The sequence below is a fragment of the Streptomyces sp. NPDC051576 genome (genome assembly GCF_040681835.1).
Taxonomy (GTDB): Bacteria; Actinomycetota; Actinomycetes; order Streptomycetales; family Streptomycetaceae; genus Streptomyces.
Genome location: NZ_JBFAZO010000014.1, coordinates 81,068 through 96,126 on the forward strand (window position 1 = coordinate 81,068; position 15,059 = coordinate 96,126).

The 15,059-nt window shown below is 69.8% G+C and carries 13 protein-coding genes; all 13 read right to left on the reverse strand.

Annotated elements, in window-relative coordinates; translation table 11 throughout:
• Positions 1 to 34: 34 nt before the first annotated feature.
• The 13 genes from AB0M63_RS37550 to AB0M63_RS37610 all read right to left on the reverse strand — a co-directional run bounded on the left by AB0M63_RS37550 (position 35) and on the right by AB0M63_RS37610 (position 14,966).
• Entirely contained in the window at positions 35 to 1,420 is a 1,386-nt protein-coding gene (locus tag AB0M63_RS37550; protein WP_355920025.1) for an aspartate aminotransferase family protein, read from the reverse strand.
• Positions 1,417 to 3,324, reverse strand: a complete 1,908-nt coding sequence (gene dxs / locus AB0M63_RS37555; RefSeq protein WP_355920022.1) for a 1-deoxy-D-xylulose-5-phosphate synthase — start codon at positions 3,322 to 3,324, stop codon at positions 1,417 to 1,419. Before dxs ends, AB0M63_RS37550 begins: the two co-directional genes overlap by 4 nt.
• 27 nt (positions 3,325 to 3,351) lie before the next feature.
• Entirely contained in the window at positions 3,352 to 4,509 is a 1,158-nt protein-coding gene (gene ispG, locus AB0M63_RS37560) for a flavodoxin-dependent (E)-4-hydroxy-3-methylbut-2-enyl-diphosphate synthase (protein WP_366022509.1), read from the reverse strand.
• A gap of 4 nt (positions 4,510 to 4,513) precedes the next feature.
• On the reverse strand, positions 4,514 to 5,536 hold the full coding sequence (gene hpnH, locus AB0M63_RS37565; protein WP_355919530.1) for an adenosyl-hopene transferase HpnH: 1,023 nt from the start codon (positions 5,534 to 5,536) through the stop codon (positions 4,514 to 4,516).
• 5 nt (positions 5,537 to 5,541) lie between these two features.
• Positions 5,542 to 6,183, reverse strand: a complete 642-nt coding sequence (locus AB0M63_RS37570; RefSeq protein ID WP_355919533.1) for a 1-hydroxy-2-methyl-2-butenyl 4-diphosphate reductase — start codon at positions 6,181 to 6,183, stop codon at positions 5,542 to 5,544.
• Positions 6,183 to 8,204: a squalene--hopene cyclase gene (gene shc / locus AB0M63_RS37575; RefSeq protein ID WP_355919536.1), complete on the reverse strand. Its 2,022-nt coding sequence runs from the start codon at positions 8,202 to 8,204 to the stop codon at positions 6,183 to 6,185. Before shc ends, AB0M63_RS37570 begins: the two co-directional genes overlap by 1 nt.
• A gap of 112 nt (positions 8,205 to 8,316) precedes the next feature.
• Positions 8,317 to 9,450 carry a polyprenyl synthetase family protein gene (locus AB0M63_RS37580; RefSeq protein WP_366022510.1) on the reverse strand — a complete coding sequence of 378 codons (1,134 nt, stop codon included), beginning with the start codon at positions 9,448 to 9,450 and terminating at the stop codon, positions 8,317 to 8,319.
• Positions 9,450 to 10,880 (reverse strand): hydroxysqualene dehydroxylase HpnE, encoded by a 1,431-nt coding sequence (hpnE, locus tag AB0M63_RS37585; protein ID WP_366022511.1) that lies wholly within the window; start codon positions 10,878 to 10,880, stop codon positions 9,450 to 9,452. Before hpnE ends, AB0M63_RS37580 begins: the two co-directional genes overlap by 1 nt.
• On the reverse strand, positions 10,877 to 11,017 hold the full coding sequence (locus tag AB0M63_RS37590) for a DUF6380 family protein (protein ID WP_355919545.1): 141 nt from the start codon (positions 11,015 to 11,017) through the stop codon (positions 10,877 to 10,879). The genes hpnE and AB0M63_RS37590 overlap by 4 nt, the downstream gene beginning before the upstream one ends.
• Positions 11,017 to 11,967 carry a presqualene diphosphate synthase HpnD gene (hpnD, locus tag AB0M63_RS37595; RefSeq protein WP_355919548.1) on the reverse strand — a complete coding sequence of 317 codons (951 nt, stop codon included), beginning with the start codon at positions 11,965 to 11,967 and terminating at the stop codon, positions 11,017 to 11,019. Before hpnD ends, AB0M63_RS37590 begins: the two co-directional genes overlap by 1 nt.
• Positions 11,964 to 12,866, reverse strand: coding sequence for a squalene synthase HpnC (hpnC, locus tag AB0M63_RS37600; RefSeq protein ID WP_366022512.1), 903 nt, complete (start codon positions 12,864 to 12,866; stop codon positions 11,964 to 11,966). Before hpnC ends, hpnD begins: the two co-directional genes overlap by 4 nt.
• A gap of 386 nt (positions 12,867 to 13,252) precedes the next feature.
• Entirely contained in the window at positions 13,253 to 14,044 is a 792-nt protein-coding gene (locus tag AB0M63_RS37605) for an ABC transporter ATP-binding protein (RefSeq protein WP_355919554.1), read from the reverse strand.
• On the reverse strand, positions 14,037 to 14,966 hold the full coding sequence (locus tag AB0M63_RS37610) for an ABC transporter permease (protein ID WP_355919557.1): 930 nt from the start codon (positions 14,964 to 14,966) through the stop codon (positions 14,037 to 14,039). The genes AB0M63_RS37605 and AB0M63_RS37610 overlap by 8 nt, the downstream gene beginning before the upstream one ends.
• Between the last annotated feature and the right edge of the window lie 93 nt (positions 14,967 to 15,059).

A 15,059-nucleotide genomic window follows, 5' to 3' on the forward strand; every position in this document is an offset into this window, starting at 1 on the left:
GGCAAAAACACCCCGGCGCGCCCGGCGGACCTCCCTACCGGTTGGCCACCGCCTGCTTCACGAGCGTCTTGCTGAAGTCCCACATCAGCCCGCCGCCGCTGTGCGCGTCGTCCATCACGGCCGTGAAGGCGTCCACGAACCGGTCCACCTCGCGTTCGCCGACGATCAGCGGCGGGATCAGCTTGATGACCTCCAGGTGGTCGCCGGAGACCTGGGTGAGGATGCGGTGCCGCTGGAGCAGCGGTACGACCACCATCTGCGCGAACAGGCCCTTGCGCGCGGCCTGGAGCATGGTCCAACGGCTGCGCAGCTTCAGGGACTTGGGCTTCCCGAACTCGATGCCGATCATCAGGCCCCGGCCGCGGACGTCGGCGAGCAGCTCGTACTTGTCGACCAGCGCGGCGAGCCGGGTCCGCAACTGGTCCCCCGTCGCACGGGCGTTGGCGACGACCTGCTCGTTCTCCATGACGGACAGCACGGCGAGACCGGCGGCCATGGCCTGTGCGTTGGATCCGAAGCTCGCCGAGTGGACCAGGACGCGGTCCATGGACGAGTAGACCTTCTTGAAGATCCAGTCCTTGCCGAGGGTGGCGCCGACCGGCACATAGCCGCCGGACAGCGCCTTGGCCACGCAGACCAGGTCCGGTTCCACGCCGTCCTCGTGCTGGTAGGCGTAGAAGTCGCCGGTCCGGCCCAGGCCGGTCTGCACCTCGTCGGCGATGAGCAACGCCTTGTGCCGGTGCAGGAGTTCCTGCGCGGCGCGCAGATAGCCGGGCGGGGCCTCGTGGACGCCCTTGCCCTGGATCGGCTCGACGACCAGGGCGGCTACGTCGCCCTTCTTCAACTCCCTTTCCAGGGCGTCGAGATCGCCGAGGGGTACCGCGGTGTCGGGCAGCAGCGGCGCGAAGCCGTCCCGGAAGCCGTCCTCGCCGTTGACCGACAGCGAGCCGGTGGTCAGGCCGTGGAAGGCGTGGTCGCAGTACAGGACGCGGGGTTTCCCGGTCGCGTACCGGGCGAACTTCAGCGCGGTCTCGACCGCCTCCGTACCGCTGTTGCCGAAGAACACCCGGTCCAGGTGCGGGCTGTGGGTGAGCAGTCGCTCGGCGAGCAGGCCGGGCAGCGGCTGGCAGTCGAACCGGGTGAGGTCGGCGAGCTGGGCGTCGAGGACGTCGTGCAGCGCCTTGCGGACCACGGGGTGGTGGCGGCCCAGGCCCATCACCCCGAACCCGGCGAGCATGTCCAGGTAGTCGTTGCCCTCCGCGTCCCAGAAGTAGGCGCCCTCGCCCCGCTCGTAGACCTTGTCGAAGCCGATGGTGTGCAGCATGCGCGGGAGCTGGTGGTTGAGGTACTTGGCGTGCAGCTCGTAGCGCTCGGCTCCCCGCCCGGCCAACAGCGCGTTGAGGTCGAACTCCTCGGTCATTCGGGTTTCTCCTTGGCTGCGTGGTCGGTCATGTCCTTGACCGCCAGGCTTGCGCTGATCCGTCCGGCGACCTCGACGGGTGTGAGGCCGATGTCGGCGAGCACCTCGCCGCGTTTGGCGTGCGCGAGGAACTGCTCCGGGATGCCGAACCGCCGTACGGGCACGTCGACTTCGGCGTCACCGAGGGCCAGTGCCACGGCGGCGCCGACGCCGGAGGCGCGGCTGTTGTCCTCCACGACGGCGACGAGGCGGTGTTCGGCGGCGAGACCCGGGAGTGCCGGGTCGACGGGTTTGACCCAACGGGGGTCCACGACCGTGCAGTTGATGCCGCGCGCTTCGAGGAGTTCGGCGGCCTGCAGGCAGACGGGCGCCATCACTCCTACGGCAACGAGTAGCACCTCGGGGGTCGTTGGGCCTCGGTGGAGGACGTCGAGGCCACCCACGCGGTCGATCGCGGGGATCTCCGGTCCGACCGACTCCTTCGGGAAGCGGACGAGGGTCGGAGCGTCGTCGACGGCGACGGCTTCCCTCAGCTGGGCGCGGAGTTGGTCGGCGTCGCGCGGGGCGGCGATCCTGAGGCCGGGCACGACCTGGAGGATGGACATGTCCCACATGCCGTTGTGGGAGGCTCCGTCGACACCGGTGACGCCGGCCCGGTCGAGCACGAACGTCACCCCGCAGCGGTGGAGCGCGACATCCATGAGGAGTTGATCGAAGGCGCGGTTGAGGAAGGTGGCGTAGACGGCGACGACGGGGTGCAGTCCGCCGGTGGCGAGGCCCGCCGCCGACACGGCCGCGTGCTGCTCGGCGATGCCGACGTCCCACACCCGGTCCGGGAAGCGCGCGGCGAACTTGCCGAGGCCGACCGGATGCAGCATGGCCGCCGTGATGGCCACGACGTCGTCGCGCTCCTCCCCGATCCGCAGGATCTCGTCGCCGAACACGCTGGTCCAGGAAGGGCCGTTGGAGGGCGCGAGAGGCGCGCAGGTGAGCGGGTCCATCACGCCGACGGTGTGGAAGTGGTCCTCCTCGTGGGCGAGGGCGGGTTCGTAGCCGCGGCCCTTCTCCGTGAGGCAGTGGACCAGGACCGGGCCGTGGAAGCGTTTCGCGCGGCGCAGCGCCGACTCGACGGCACCGATGTCGTGTCCGTCGATCGGGCCGACGTACTTGAGGCCCAGGTCCTCGAACATGCCCTGCGGGGCGAACGCGTCCTTGAAGCCCTTCTTCGCGCCGTGCAGCGACTCGTAGACGGTGTTGCCGACGACCGGGGTGCGCAGCAGGACGTCCTTGCCCCAGGCGAGGACCTTCTCGTAGCTGTCGGTCGTGCGCAGGGTCGCCAGGTGGTTGGCGAGGCCGCCGATGGTCGGCGAGTAGGACCGCTCGTTGTCGTTGACCACGATGATCAGCGGCCGGTCCTTGGCGGCGGCGATGTTGTTCAGCGCCTCCCAGGCCATGCCGCCGGTGAGGGCGCCGTCGCCGATGACCGCGACGACATGGCCCTTCTCACCCTGCACCTGGCGGGCCTTGGCGAGTCCGTCGGCCCAGCCGAGAGCGGTGGAGGCGTGGCTGTTCTCGATGACGTCGTGCTCGGACTCCTCGCGCGAGGGGTAGCCGGACAGGCCGCCTTTGCCGCGCAGCTTCGAGAAGTCCTGACGGCCCGTCAGCATCTTGTGCACATAGCTCTGGTGGCCGGTGTCCCACAGGATGCGGTCGGTCGGTGACTCGAAGACCCGGTGGAGCGCGATGGTGAGTTCCACCACGCCCAGGTTGGGCCCGAGGTGACCGCCGGTCCTGGCCACCGCGTGGACCAGGAACTCCCTTATCTCTTCGGACAGTTCGCCGAGTTCCGCCTCGGACAGCGCCTTCAGGTCGCGTGGTTGACGGATGCTCTCCAGAATCGTCACGTCGGGCCCCCTTCGGTCCGTGCTGGTTCAGCTCACGGTGACGGCCGGCTCCCCCGCCGCGACGCCGTCCTGCTCCATCTGCTCGGCGATCTTCATCGCTTCCTCGATGAGGGTCTCCACGATCTTCGACTCGGGGACGGTCTTGATGACCTCGCCCTTGACGAAGATCTGGCCCTTGCCGTTGCCGGAGGCGACCCCGAGGTCGGCCTCGCGGGCCTCGCCGGGTCCGTTGACGACGCAGCCCATGACCGCGACGCGCAGCGGGACCTCCATGCCTTCCAGACCCGCCGTGACCTCGTCGGCGAGCTTGTAGACGTCCACCTGGGCGCGCCCGCAGGACGGGCACGACACGATCTCCAGGCGACGGGGCCTGAGGCCCAGCGACTCCAGGATCTGGTTGCCGACCTTGACCTCCTCCACCGGGGGCGCGGACAACGACACCCGGATGGTGTCGCCGATGCCCTCGCTGAGCAGCGCCCCGAAGGCGACCGCCGACTTGATCGTGCCCTGGAAGGCGGGCCCGGCCTCGGTGACCCCGAGATGCAGCGGGTAGTCGCTCTGCGCGGCCAACTGCCGGTAGGCGTTGACCATCACCACGGGGTCGTTGTGCTTGACGGAGATCTTGATGTCCCGGAAGCCGTGCTCCTCGAAGAGGGACGCCTCCCACAGGGCCGACTCGACGAGCGCCTCGGGCGTCGCCTTGCCGTACTTCTGGAGCAGACGCCGGTCCAGGGAACCGGCGTTGACCCCGATCCGGATCGGCGTGCCGTGGTCCTTCGCGGCCCGCGCGATCTCCTTGACCTTGTCGTCGAACTGCTTGATGTTGCCGGGGTTGACGCGAACCGCCGCACAGCCGGCCTCAATTGCGGCGAAGACGTATTTCGGCTGGAAGTGGATGTCCGCGATCACCGGGATCTGCGACTTGCGCGCGATGGTCGCCAGCGCGTCCGCGTCGTCCTGCGTGGGGCAGGCCACGCGGACGATCTGGCAGCCGGACGCGGTGAGTTCGGCGATCTGCTGGAGGGTGGCTCCGATGTCCGACGTACGGGTCGTCGTCATCGACTGGACCGAGACGGGCGCACCGCCCCCGACCGGTACCGGTCCGACCTGGATGCGTCGCGACACACGTCGCTCGGCGATCGGCCGGACCGGCATCTCGGGGACGCCGAGGGATACGGCGGTCATGGCGTCAGTCGCGGTTTCCCGCGACGGTCTCGCGCATGGCCCGCAGGGACTCCTTGAGGGAGCCCATCGTGGCGAGGACGGCGGTGGGTTCGTAGCCGCAGTGCGCCATGCAGTTGGCGCAGCGCGGGTCCTTGCCGCGGCCGTACTTGTCCCAGTCGGTGTCCTCGATCAGCTCCCGGTACGTCGGGACGTACCCGTCGCTCATCAGGTAGCAGGGGCGCTGCCAGCCGAAGAGCGAGTAGTTCGGGATCGCCCAGGCCGTGCACGGGAAGTCGACCTTGCCCTCCAGGAAGTCCAGGAAGAGCGGGGAGTGGTTGAGCCGCCACCTGCGGCGGTTGCCGCCCGCGAAGGCCTTCTTGAACAGCTCGTGCGTCTGCGCGACGCCCAGGAAGTGCTCCTGGTCGGGTGCCTTCTCGTAGGCGTAGGCGGGCGAGATCATCATCTCGTCGACCTTGATGTCGTCGTTGAGGAAGTTGAGCACCTCGATGATGGTCTGCGGGGTGTCCGTGTTGAAGAAGGTGGAATTGGTGGTGACCCGGAAGCCGCGCTTCTTGGCCTCCTTCATCGCCTCCACCGCCTCGTCGAACACCCCCTCCTTCGCGACGGACTCGTCGTGCCGCTCGCGCAGCCCGTCGATGTGCACCGCGAAGGCGAAATACGGCGAGGGCTTGAACTTGTCCAGCTTCTTGCGCAGCAGCATGGCGTTGGTGCAGAGGAAGACGTACTTCTTCTTCGCCACCAACTGCCGGACAATTTCGTCGATCTGAGGGTGCATCAGGGGCTCGCCGCCCGCGATGGACACCATCGGCGCACCGGATTCGAGCACCGCCCCGACGGCCTGCGCCACCGGCATGCGCTGCTTCAGCACACCCGCCGGGTGCTGGATCTTGCCGCAGCCCTCGCATTTCAGATTGCACGCGAAGAGAGGTTCCAGCTCCACGATCAGGGGGAACTTGTCCCGCTTGCGGAGCTTCTGTTCAGCCAAATATGTAGCGACCTTGATGGACTGGCGCAGCGGCATGGCCATCTGGCTCACCTCCGGGGGAGCAGCAAAGAACGGTGCCATTCGACAAAAGCGGGAAGAACGGATCGAAGAACGCGGAAAGCCGATATTCCACCGCGCACCGTGCCGATCCGGACGAGTTCATGTTCAGGAGCGTCCACGACCACCCGTACGGCCGCAACCGGGCGCACGCCCGTACGCACGGCGCTCAGCAGCGTGGCCGCCGATTCCATGTCGACCGCGATTGCGCCGGTCGTGAGCAGCTCCGACCGTTCCTGTCCGCGGACGACATGATCGGAACCGGCCAGGGGGCCGGTGTGGACGGTGCGTCCGGGCAGGGCCCGCACGAGTTCCTTGACGAGCAGCTCGGTGCCGACGCACGGAACGGTTCCGCGCGGGTCCCGGGTCTCCTCGGCGACCACCAGGTCGCCGGGGTGCATACCGGGGGCGAGTCCGGCGCAGAAGCCCGTGGCCAGTACGGCGGCCCCGGACAGCGCCGGATCGGCGAGACGCCGGGTGACGGCCCGCTCGGCCGCCCCCGGCCCCATGCCCGTCCGCAGGACGGTGACCGGCCCGTCGGCGCCGGAGCGGTCGCCGGCGCGCAGGGCGAGGTGCTCGATGCCGAGTGCGCAGGCGATCACCAGCGGCGGTGCGGCGGGCTGTGTGCTCATCAGCCCCCCTTGACCTGAGAACGCGGGGTCTGCGGGAGCGGGGTCTGGCTGAACGGTTCTCCGTGCACATAGCGCCCGAGCGCGGTGAGCGGGAACACCTGCCGGTAGAGGTGGTAGTTGATGGAGAAGTCCCACGGAAAGCCCGTGCCGGTGAAGTAGGGCTCGTCCCAGGAGCCGTCCTCCCGCTGGGTCGTCGCGAGCCATTCGATGCCGCGCTCGACGGCCTTGGAGTCCTTCTCCCCCGCCGCCAGCAGGGCCATCAGCGCCCAGGCCGTCTGCGAGGCGGTCGAGGCGCCGCGACCGCTCCACTCCTTGGCGTACTTGTAGGAGCGCAGGTCCTCGCCCCAGCCGCCGTCGTCGTTCTGCACGGTCTCCAGCCAGGTCACCGCGCGCCGGATCGCCGGGTGCGAGCCGGGGAGGCCGGCGGCGGCGAGGGCGGGCACCACGGACCCTGTGCCGTATACGTAGTTGACGCCCCAGCGGCCGAACCACGAGCCGTCCGGCTCCTGTTCGGCCAGCAGCCACTCGATGCCGCGCCGGGTGCGCGGGTCGTGGGCCAGGCCCTCGACGGCGAGCATCTCGACGACGTGCGCGGTGACATCGGCCGACGGCGGGTCGATGACCTCACCGAAGTCGCAGAACGGCAGCCGGTTGGGGAACGGGCTGGTGTTGTCGACGTCGAAGGCGCCCCAACCGCCGTTCTTCGACTGCATTCCGAGGTTCCAGCGGACCGCGCGTCCGGCGGCCCGGTCCAGGCGCTCCGGGTCGTGATGCCTGACCCGGCGCAGCGCGAGCACGACCTCGGCGGTGTCGTCGATGTCGGGGTAGTTGTCGTTGTGGAACTCGAACGCCCAGCCGCCGGGCGGCAGTTGGGGTCGTTTGACGGCCCAGTCGCCGGGGCGGACGATCTCCTCCCCGAGCATCCAGTCGGCCGCCTTGACCAGTTGGGGGTGGTCGGCGGGCACGCCCGCGTCGGCGAGCGCGATGGTCGCGAGGCAGGTGTCCCACACCGGGGACTGGCAGGCCTCGATCATCCGGGCCCCGTCCTCGCGCCAGACCACGAACCGGTCCAGCGACTCCAACCCCGCGCGCATCACCGGGTGTTCGAGGTCGTAGCCCAGCAGGTGCAGGGCGATCACCGAGTACACGGCCGGCGGCTGGATACCGCCCCAGCAGCCGTCGTTCTCCTGCCGCTCGATGATCCAGCGCGCGGCCGTGTTCATCGCCGACCTGCGCAGCTTGCGCGGGGCGACCTTGCGGTAGAGGTGCAGCGCCTTGTCGAGCCGCTGGAAGGCGCCGTCCCAACTCGCCACCGGGGCAAGCGGCTTGACCGGGTTCGGGTTGTCCGGGTCGGTGTGGAGTTCGTCGAGCGGAAAGGGCGCGGGCCGTACCGGTCGCTTCGCGGAGACGACGGTGAGCGGCACGATGGTCTGCCGGGCCCAGCATCCGAAGTCGTAGATGTTGAGCGGTACCCAGGTGGGGAAGTAGATGAGTTCCGGCGGGAGTTCGGGCAGGTCGTCCCATTTCCACCAGCCGAACAGGGCGAGCCAGATCCGGGTGAAGACGCGGGCGGCGGCGATACCGCCCCGTTCGCGGACCCAGGCGGACGCCTTCGCCATGTGCGGGGCGTCCGGCGCGTCACCGGCCAGCCGGAGGGCGACGTACCCCTCGATGGTGGTGGAGAGTTCGCCGGGCCCGCCGTAGAAGCTGGCCCAGGTGCCGTCCGCGCGCTGCTCGCCGCGGATGAAGAGTGCGGCGGCGTGGGTCGTCGACTCGTCGCGGATGCCCAGGAACTGACGGAGCAGCAGGTCCTCGGCGTCCATCGTGACGTTCGTTTCGAGGTCGCCCTTCCACCAGCCCTGGGCGTCCTGCCGGGAGAGCAGGAAGTCGGTGGCGCGTTGTACGGCGAGTGCGGCGGCGTCGTGCACCCCGGCCGCCACGGGGGTGTTGATGTCGGTTTCGCTGGCCGCGGCAGCGCGGGGAGGCATGGCCCCGGTGCTTCCGTCGGTCGTCGCTGTCATGGCTTCCCCTTCGTGCAGTGGCATGTCTCTGCTGTGGGTCCGCCGTCGGCCGGTGCTCGTATCTCCGCAGCACCGGCCGGCGACTACGCGAGGGCTATTCGACCGATAGTGATCATCTCTTTCGTACGACGACGAAGTCGGCGAGCGCCGTGAACTGGGCCCGAACCCGGTCGGGCATGTCGATGGCGTCGAGGGCCTCGATGGCGATGGTGTGCTGACGGCGTGCCTCTTCGGCGGTCCACTCGCGGCCGCCGGCCTCCTCGATCAACGCGGCGCGAGCCGCGAACTCCTCCTCGGAGAAGTTCTCGAAGTCGCTGCTCTTGGCGTCGGCGGCGAGCATCTCGCCGAGCCGCTCGGAGGCGGGTCCGCCCGCCGCGAGCGCCGCCACCACGGGCAGGGACTTCTTGCGCTGGCGCAGATCGCTCCAGGTCTGCTTCCCGGTGGACTCCGGGTCGCCCCAGATGCCGAGGAGGTCGTCGACGGCCTGGAAGGCCAGGCCGAGGTGGTAGCCGTACTTCTCCAGGACGTCGGCGGTGCGGTCGTCCGCGCCGCCGAGCACGGCCCCGACGGAGGAGGCGCAGGCGAGCAGGGCGCCGGTCTTGTTGCCCTCCATCTCCAGGCACTCCTCGACGCTGACGCGGTCGCGGTGCTCGTAGGAGATGTCCTGCGCCTGGCCGTCGATGAGGGCGCGGGTCGCGGTGGTGAGGCGGCGGGTGGCGCGGCCGGCCTCGACGGTGCCGAGTTCCAGCAGGACCTCGTTGGCGAGCGCGAACAGGGCGTCGCCGACGAGGATGGCCTGGGAGGGGCCGTGCACCTTCCAGACGGTGTCGCGGTGGCGGCGCTGCTCGTCGCCGTCCATCAGGTCGTCGTGCAGCAGCGAGAAGTTGTGGACCAGTTCGACGGCGACGGCGCCGGGGATGCCGATCTCGGGGGCGGCGCCGGTGACCTCGGCGGAGAGCACGGCGAGCGCGGGGCGTACGGCCTTGCCGCCGTCGCCGTCGGCCGGGTTGCCCTCGGCGTCGATCCAGCCGAAGTGGTAGGCGGAGACGGTGTCCATGGGGGGTGCCAGGCGGTCCACGGCCGCGCGCAGTACCGGTGTGGCAAGGGTCCGGCCGCGCTCCAGGAGCGCGGACACGTCCACCGCGGTCCTCGCAGCGGCCGTCTCGGCCGGGGGCACAGTGGGCACAGTCTCTCCTCTTGTCGCGGTACCGGGGGTGCGGGGGCCCGCCGCGTGCTGATCGAGCATCACGCCGCCTCCTCGAACTCGAAGAGCTGACGGGGGCGGGGCCGGCCCAGGGCGGCGAGTGCGGCGTCCGCCGCGCTCACCCCGCTGCGGACCGCACTCTCCATGGTCGCGGGCCACCCTGTGGCGGTCCACGCTCCGGCCAGATACAGACCGGGGGCCTTGGTGCGGGCGCCGGGCCGCAGCCGTCCGACGCCGGGGGCGGGAGCGAACGTCGCCGTGCGCTCCCTGGTCACGAAGAAGTCCTTCACCTCGGCGCCGCGCGCACCGGGCAGCAGCCGCTCCAGCTCGGGAAGATAGCGCTCCCGCAGTACGGCCACGGTCTCGTCGATCTCGTCGTGCGCGGCGGACTGGGACAGCGCCAGATACTGGCCGTCCTTCAGCCCGGAGGCGTCGGTCCGGTCGAACACCCACTGCACGGGGGTGCCCAGCGCCGCGAAGAAGGGCCGGGCGAGCACCTTGCGGTCGTAGACGACATGGACGTTGAGGATCGGAGCGGTGTCGATGGCGAGCAGCCGCTCGGGGGCGTCGAGCGCGCCGCCGGGCAGCAGATCGTGGGCCTCGCGCTGGGGTACGGCGAGGACGACGGCGTCGGCCTGAAGGGTCTCGCCGGGAACCTGAACGCTCCAACGCCCGTTTTCGTCAGTGGAGACGGAGGTGACGCGTGTACGGACTTCGGTGCGCACGCCCGCGGAGTCGAGCGCCTTGCGGGCGAGCCGGTCGTGCAGTTCGCCCAGCGGGACATGGGCCCACCCGATGTCGGCCGCGCCCGGGTCGGAGAGCAGACCGGTCTTGAACACCATCGCGGCCAGCGCCAGCGAGGAATCGCCCGCGACCGCGTTGAGGGTGGCGACCCCCACCAGGTCCCACAGTGCCTCGACGGCACGCGCCGACTGACCGTGCGCGGCCAGCCAGGTGCCGAAGTCCTGGGCGTCCAGGGCAGGATCGGCGAGGTCGAGCGCCTTGAGCGCGAGCGCGGCACGTCCGACCTTGGCGCGCTCGGCGAGCGAGAGATGCGGGTAGGTCGCGAGGCTGCGCCCCAGATGCAGGGGCACCGGCAGCGCGTCGCGTCGCAGCCTGCCGAGTCTGCGGCCCTCGGGGCGGTCGATGTCGAGCACGGGCACGTCGAGACGATCCTGCAGCGGAGCCAGCGCCGCGCCCTCGATGCGGTCGAGGAACCAGCGGTAGGCGGTGCAGCAGCGCAGATACACATGCTGTCCGTTGTCGACGGTGAGGTCGCCGCGCTGGAAGGAGAAGGCGAGTCCGCCCAGGCGCGGGCGGCCTTCGAGGAGGGTGACGCGGACTCCGGCGTCGGCGAGCGCGAGCGCGGTGGTGATGCCGGCGAGCCCGCCGCCGATCACGACGGCATGGCGTCCGGCGCCTCCCGTCGGTTTGCCGGAGGGCGGCCCGTCGGACCGCGTCCCGTCGCTCATCGTGCACTCCCCCTCGCGTGCCCGCGGTGGCACCGGATCCGGCCGCGGCAGGTCGTCGCAGTCAGGGACGCCGCTTCGCACCGGAGGGTTGCGTGCCGCATTTCTCCGGCGACATCACCTTGGCCCACTTTGTCCATCAGGCGCGCCTCCTGAGGGTCCGCCGCGTGACGTGCCGGGTGTCCAGGCCGGACAGGCCGCGTACGGCGACGTAGGCCTTCTCGCGTCCGGGGAGCGAGACCCGGCCGCGCAGCACGGCCTCCGGCTCGCGCTCGATGCGGTCGAGGAGGCGACGGTAGATGCCGGCCATGGCGGCGACACAGGCGCCGCTGCGGCGGTCGAGCATGGGGAGCAGCCGGTAGCCCTCGGCGAAAAGGGTGCGGGCCCGGCGCACCTCGAAGTGCACGAGACCCGCGAAGTCGGAGCCCTCCGGCGGGGTCGGCCCGTCGAATCCGGCCGAGCAGCCGAATTTCGCGAGGTCGTCGGCGGGCAGATAGGTACGGCCACCCTCGGCGTCCTCGCGGACGTCTCTCAGGATGTTGGTGAGCTGGAGCGCGAGCCCCAGCGTGTCGGCGTACTCCGAAGCGCGCTCGGAACCGCGCGCCCCCGCCTCCGTGCCGAACACGCCGAGCGAGAGCCGCCCGATGGCGCCCGCGACACACCGGCAGTAGACCTTCAGGTCGTCCCAGGTCTCGTAGGTCTCGCCCTGGACGTCCATCAGGACGCCGTCGATCAGCTCGTCCAGGCCGCCGAGCGGGATCGGGAAGGCCTCGGCCGCGTGCGCGAGGGCGACCGCGACCGGGTCGGTGTCGTCCTCCTCCACCTTGCCCTCGCGGACCCGGGTGAGCAGCGCCCGGGTGTCCTCCAGCCGCGCCGACTTGACGTCGGTCGCCAGCGTGCCGTCGCCGATGTCGTCGACACGCCGGGAGAACGCGTACAACGCGGACATGGCACGGCGCTTGGGCGTCGGCAGCAGTCTGATGCCGTACGCGAAGTTGCGTGCCTGCTGTCCGGTGACGGCCTCGCAGTAGCTGTAGGCGGCGAGTACCGGCGCGGACATGTGCGGTGCAGACTCCACGGTCCGGATCACCCCTCTCCTCGCAGAGTCACGCCCACCTCACGCAGCAACTGGAACCTGCCGGGTTTGGGTGGGCCGGGAAGTACGTCGTATTCGGCGGCGGCGATCGCGCGGATCGCCGCCCTTCCCCCCGCCACGAATCCCGCGAGCAGCAGCTTCAGTCTGCCGTGGACGCTACCCACCAAGGGGGCGCCTTCATTCAGGAGATCGCGGGCGCGTTCTGCTTCGTATGCGACCAGTGCGCGCACCGATGCGCCCGCGGAGGGCGTGGCGAGATCCGCTTCCTGGACGTGAAAGCGCTTCATGTCCTGGGCGGGCAGGTAGATGCGGTCGCGGCCGAGGTCCTCGGTCACGTCCTGAATGTGTTCGACGATCTGCAGTGCGGTACAGATCGCGTCGGAGAGCCGGACCCGCTCGGGGGTCTCGGTGCCGGTGACGCCGAGGACGAGGCGGCCGACCGGGTTGGCGGAGAGTTCGCAGTAGGCGAGGAGATCGTCGTAGGACTCGTAGCGCGTGACGAGCTGGTCCTGGCGGTTCGCGGCGATCAGGGCGAGGAAGGGCTCGGGGGTCAGCGCGCGGCGGCGGACGGTCGGCTGGAGGCGGCGCAGCAGCGGGTGGCCCGGGGTGCCGTCGAAGACGCGGCGCAGGTCGGCCTCGAAGGCGTCGAGCAGGACGAGGCGGTCCTCGGCGTCCTCGGGCGACACCCCGAGCAGCCTGGCGTCGGCGCCGCCGGGGGCCAGGTCGCCGTCGCCGATGTCGTCGACGAGGCGGGCGAAGCCGTAGACCGCCATGAGGTCGGTGCGCCAGGCCTTGGGCAGGAAGAACGGCGCCACGGGGAAGTTCTCACCCGCGGCCTTGTCGAGTGTGCCGCGCTCCGGATCACCGGGGGCGGCGGCGCCGCTTCCCGTCACCGCTCGCTGCCAGGGGCGGGGACGGCACATGCTTCGGTGAGCTGGGGAGTTTCCGTAGCCATTGCCGTCACATCTCCCGTTCTACACTGCCGACCCAATACACACTATTTCGGACACGCCGCCCAGTCGTCCGCACCGTTACCCGGATTAGGGTGTCGCGCATTATCGCCCCACTTGCCGCTATTCGGCACCGGTACAGCTTACGTTGTACAACGCAGCGAGCTTCCTCGGGGTGTCCTGCACATCACAACAACACACCGATTGGCGTCAAGATTCCTTGGGCCGGGCCGAGTTGACGTTTCCTTTGCAGACGCGGGGCCCCGCCGGAGCAGTTCCGGCGGGGCCCTGAGAAGCATTCTGGGCTTTTGTACCCGTGTGGGAGTGGACTACTTGCCCGTGAACTTCTCGTACTCCTTGAGTACCTCGTCGGTGGGGCCGTCCATCCGCAGCTCGCCGCGTTCCAGCCACAGCACCCGGTCGCAGGTGTCGCGGATCGACTTGTTGTTGTGGCTGACCAGAAACACCGTGCCCGCGGACTTGCGCAGTTCGCGGATGCGCTCCTCGGAGCGGACCTGGAACTTGCGGTCGCCGGTGGCCAGCGCCTCGTCGATCATCAGGACGTCGTGGTCCTTGGCGGCGGCGATGGAGAAGCGCAGCCGGGCCGCCATGCCGGAGGAGTAGGTGCGCATCGGGAGGGTGATGAAGTCGCCCTTCTCGTTGATCCCGGAGAAGTCGACGATCTCCTGGTAGCGCTCCCTGACCTGCTCGCGGCTCATGCCCATGGCGAGCCCGCCCAGGATGACGTTCCGCTCGCCGGTGAGGTCGTTCATCAGGGCCGCGTTCACCCCGAGCAGCGAGGGCTGGCCGTTGGTGTAGACCCTGCCCTTCTCGGCCGGGAGCAGACCGGCGATGGCCCGCAGCAGGGTCGACTTGCCGGAGCCGTTGGAGCCGATCAGACCGACGGCCTCGCCGCGGTAGGCGACGAACGAGACACCCTTGACGGCGTGCACCTTGCGCACCCCGCGCTCCTCGCCGCGCTTGACTATGCGGCTGAGGGCGGAGGTGGCGCTGCCCTTGCCGGTCTTGGCGCCGTGCACCCGGTAGACGATGTGCAGCTCGTCCGCCACGACGGTGGGGATCTGGTCCTCGGGGGTCTGTCCAGGGTTCTGCTCAGCCACGGCCGTACCTCTCCTCCGCCTGCCAGAAGTACACGAAGCCGCCGACGAACAGGACCACTGCCCAGAAGACGGCGATGGCCCACACGTGCGGCGGCAGGTTCGATGCGCCGTAGCCGTCGATGAGCGCGAAGCGCATCAGGTCCATGTAGATGGCGGCCGGGTTCACCTGAAGCACGCGGACGACCGCCTCGGAGCGGCCCTCCATCATCGCGCTGATGGAGAACATGACGCCCGACGTGTACATCCAGGTGCGCAGGATGAACGGCATCAGCTGGGCCAGGTCCGGCGTCTTGGCGCCCATCCGCGCCACGATCAGCGCGAGCCCGGTGTTGAAGAGGAACTGCAGCAGCAGGACCGGGAGGATCAGCAGCCAGGACAGGCTCGGGTAGCTGCCGAAGCCGATGACGATGAGGAACAGCACGGTCATCGAGAACAGCAGCTGCTGGAGCTGTTGCAGCGCGAACGAGATCGGCAGCGATGCGCGCGGGAAGTGCAGCGCGCGCACCAGGCCGAGGTTGCCGGAGATCGCGCGCACGCCCGCCATGACCGAGCTCTGCGTGAAGGTGAACACGAAGACGCCCGTGACCAGGAACGGGATGTACACGTCCCGCGACATGCCCCGGCTGGCCTTCAGGATGACGCCGAAGATGAAGAAGTACACGGCCGCGTTCAGCAGCGGTGTGGCCACCTGCCAGAGCTGGCCGAGCTTCGCCTGGCTGTACTGGGCCGTCAGCTTCGCCTGGGAGAAGGCGAGGACGAAGTGCCGGCGTCCCCAGAGCTGCCGGACGTACTCGGCGAGTCCGGGGCGGGCACCGCTCACGGTCAGCCCGTACTTGGCGGCGAGCTGCCCCGCCGTGAGGCCTGCGTCGGGCGACGGGCGCGGGCTCACCGCGATTCCGCCGTCATGCGTTGTCTCACTCAAGAGTGGAAGCCTTCATCTGAGGATGCGTCTTACGATCGTCTTGCGTTCGTCTTACGGAATTGTGCTACAGGACGCGACACGTCTCCGCCGCCG

Excerpts from the sequence above, each read along its gene's own strand:
- shc (WP_355919536.1), bottom strand. The coding sequence starts at position 8,204 with ATGACAGCGACGACCGACGGAAGCACCGGGGCCATGCCTCCCCGCGCT.
- AB0M63_RS37580 (WP_366022510.1), bottom strand. The coding sequence starts at position 9,450 with ATGCTCGATCAGCACGCGGCGGGCCCCCGCACCCCCGGTACCGCGACA.
- AB0M63_RS37550 (WP_355920025.1), bottom strand. The coding sequence starts at position 1,420 with ATGACCGAGGAGTTCGACCTCAACGCGCTGTTGGCCGGGCGGGGAGCC.
- AB0M63_RS37570 (WP_355919533.1), bottom strand. The coding sequence starts at position 6,183 with ATGAGCACACAGCCCGCCGCACCGCCGCTGGTGATCGCCTGCGCACTC.
- ispG (WP_366022509.1), bottom strand. The coding sequence starts at position 4,509 with ATGACCGCCGTATCCCTCGGCGTCCCCGAGATGCCGGTCCGGCCGATC.
- hpnE (WP_366022511.1), bottom strand. The coding sequence starts at position 10,880 with ATGAGCGACGGGACGCGGTCCGACGGGCCGCCCTCCGGCAAACCGACG.
- AB0M63_RS37590 (WP_355919545.1), bottom strand. The coding sequence starts at position 11,017 with ATGGACAAAGTGGGCCAAGGTGATGTCGCCGGAGAAATGCGGCACGCA.
- hpnH (WP_355919530.1), bottom strand. The coding sequence starts at position 5,536 with ATGGCCATGCCGCTGCGCCAGTCCATCAAGGTCGCTACATATTTGGCT.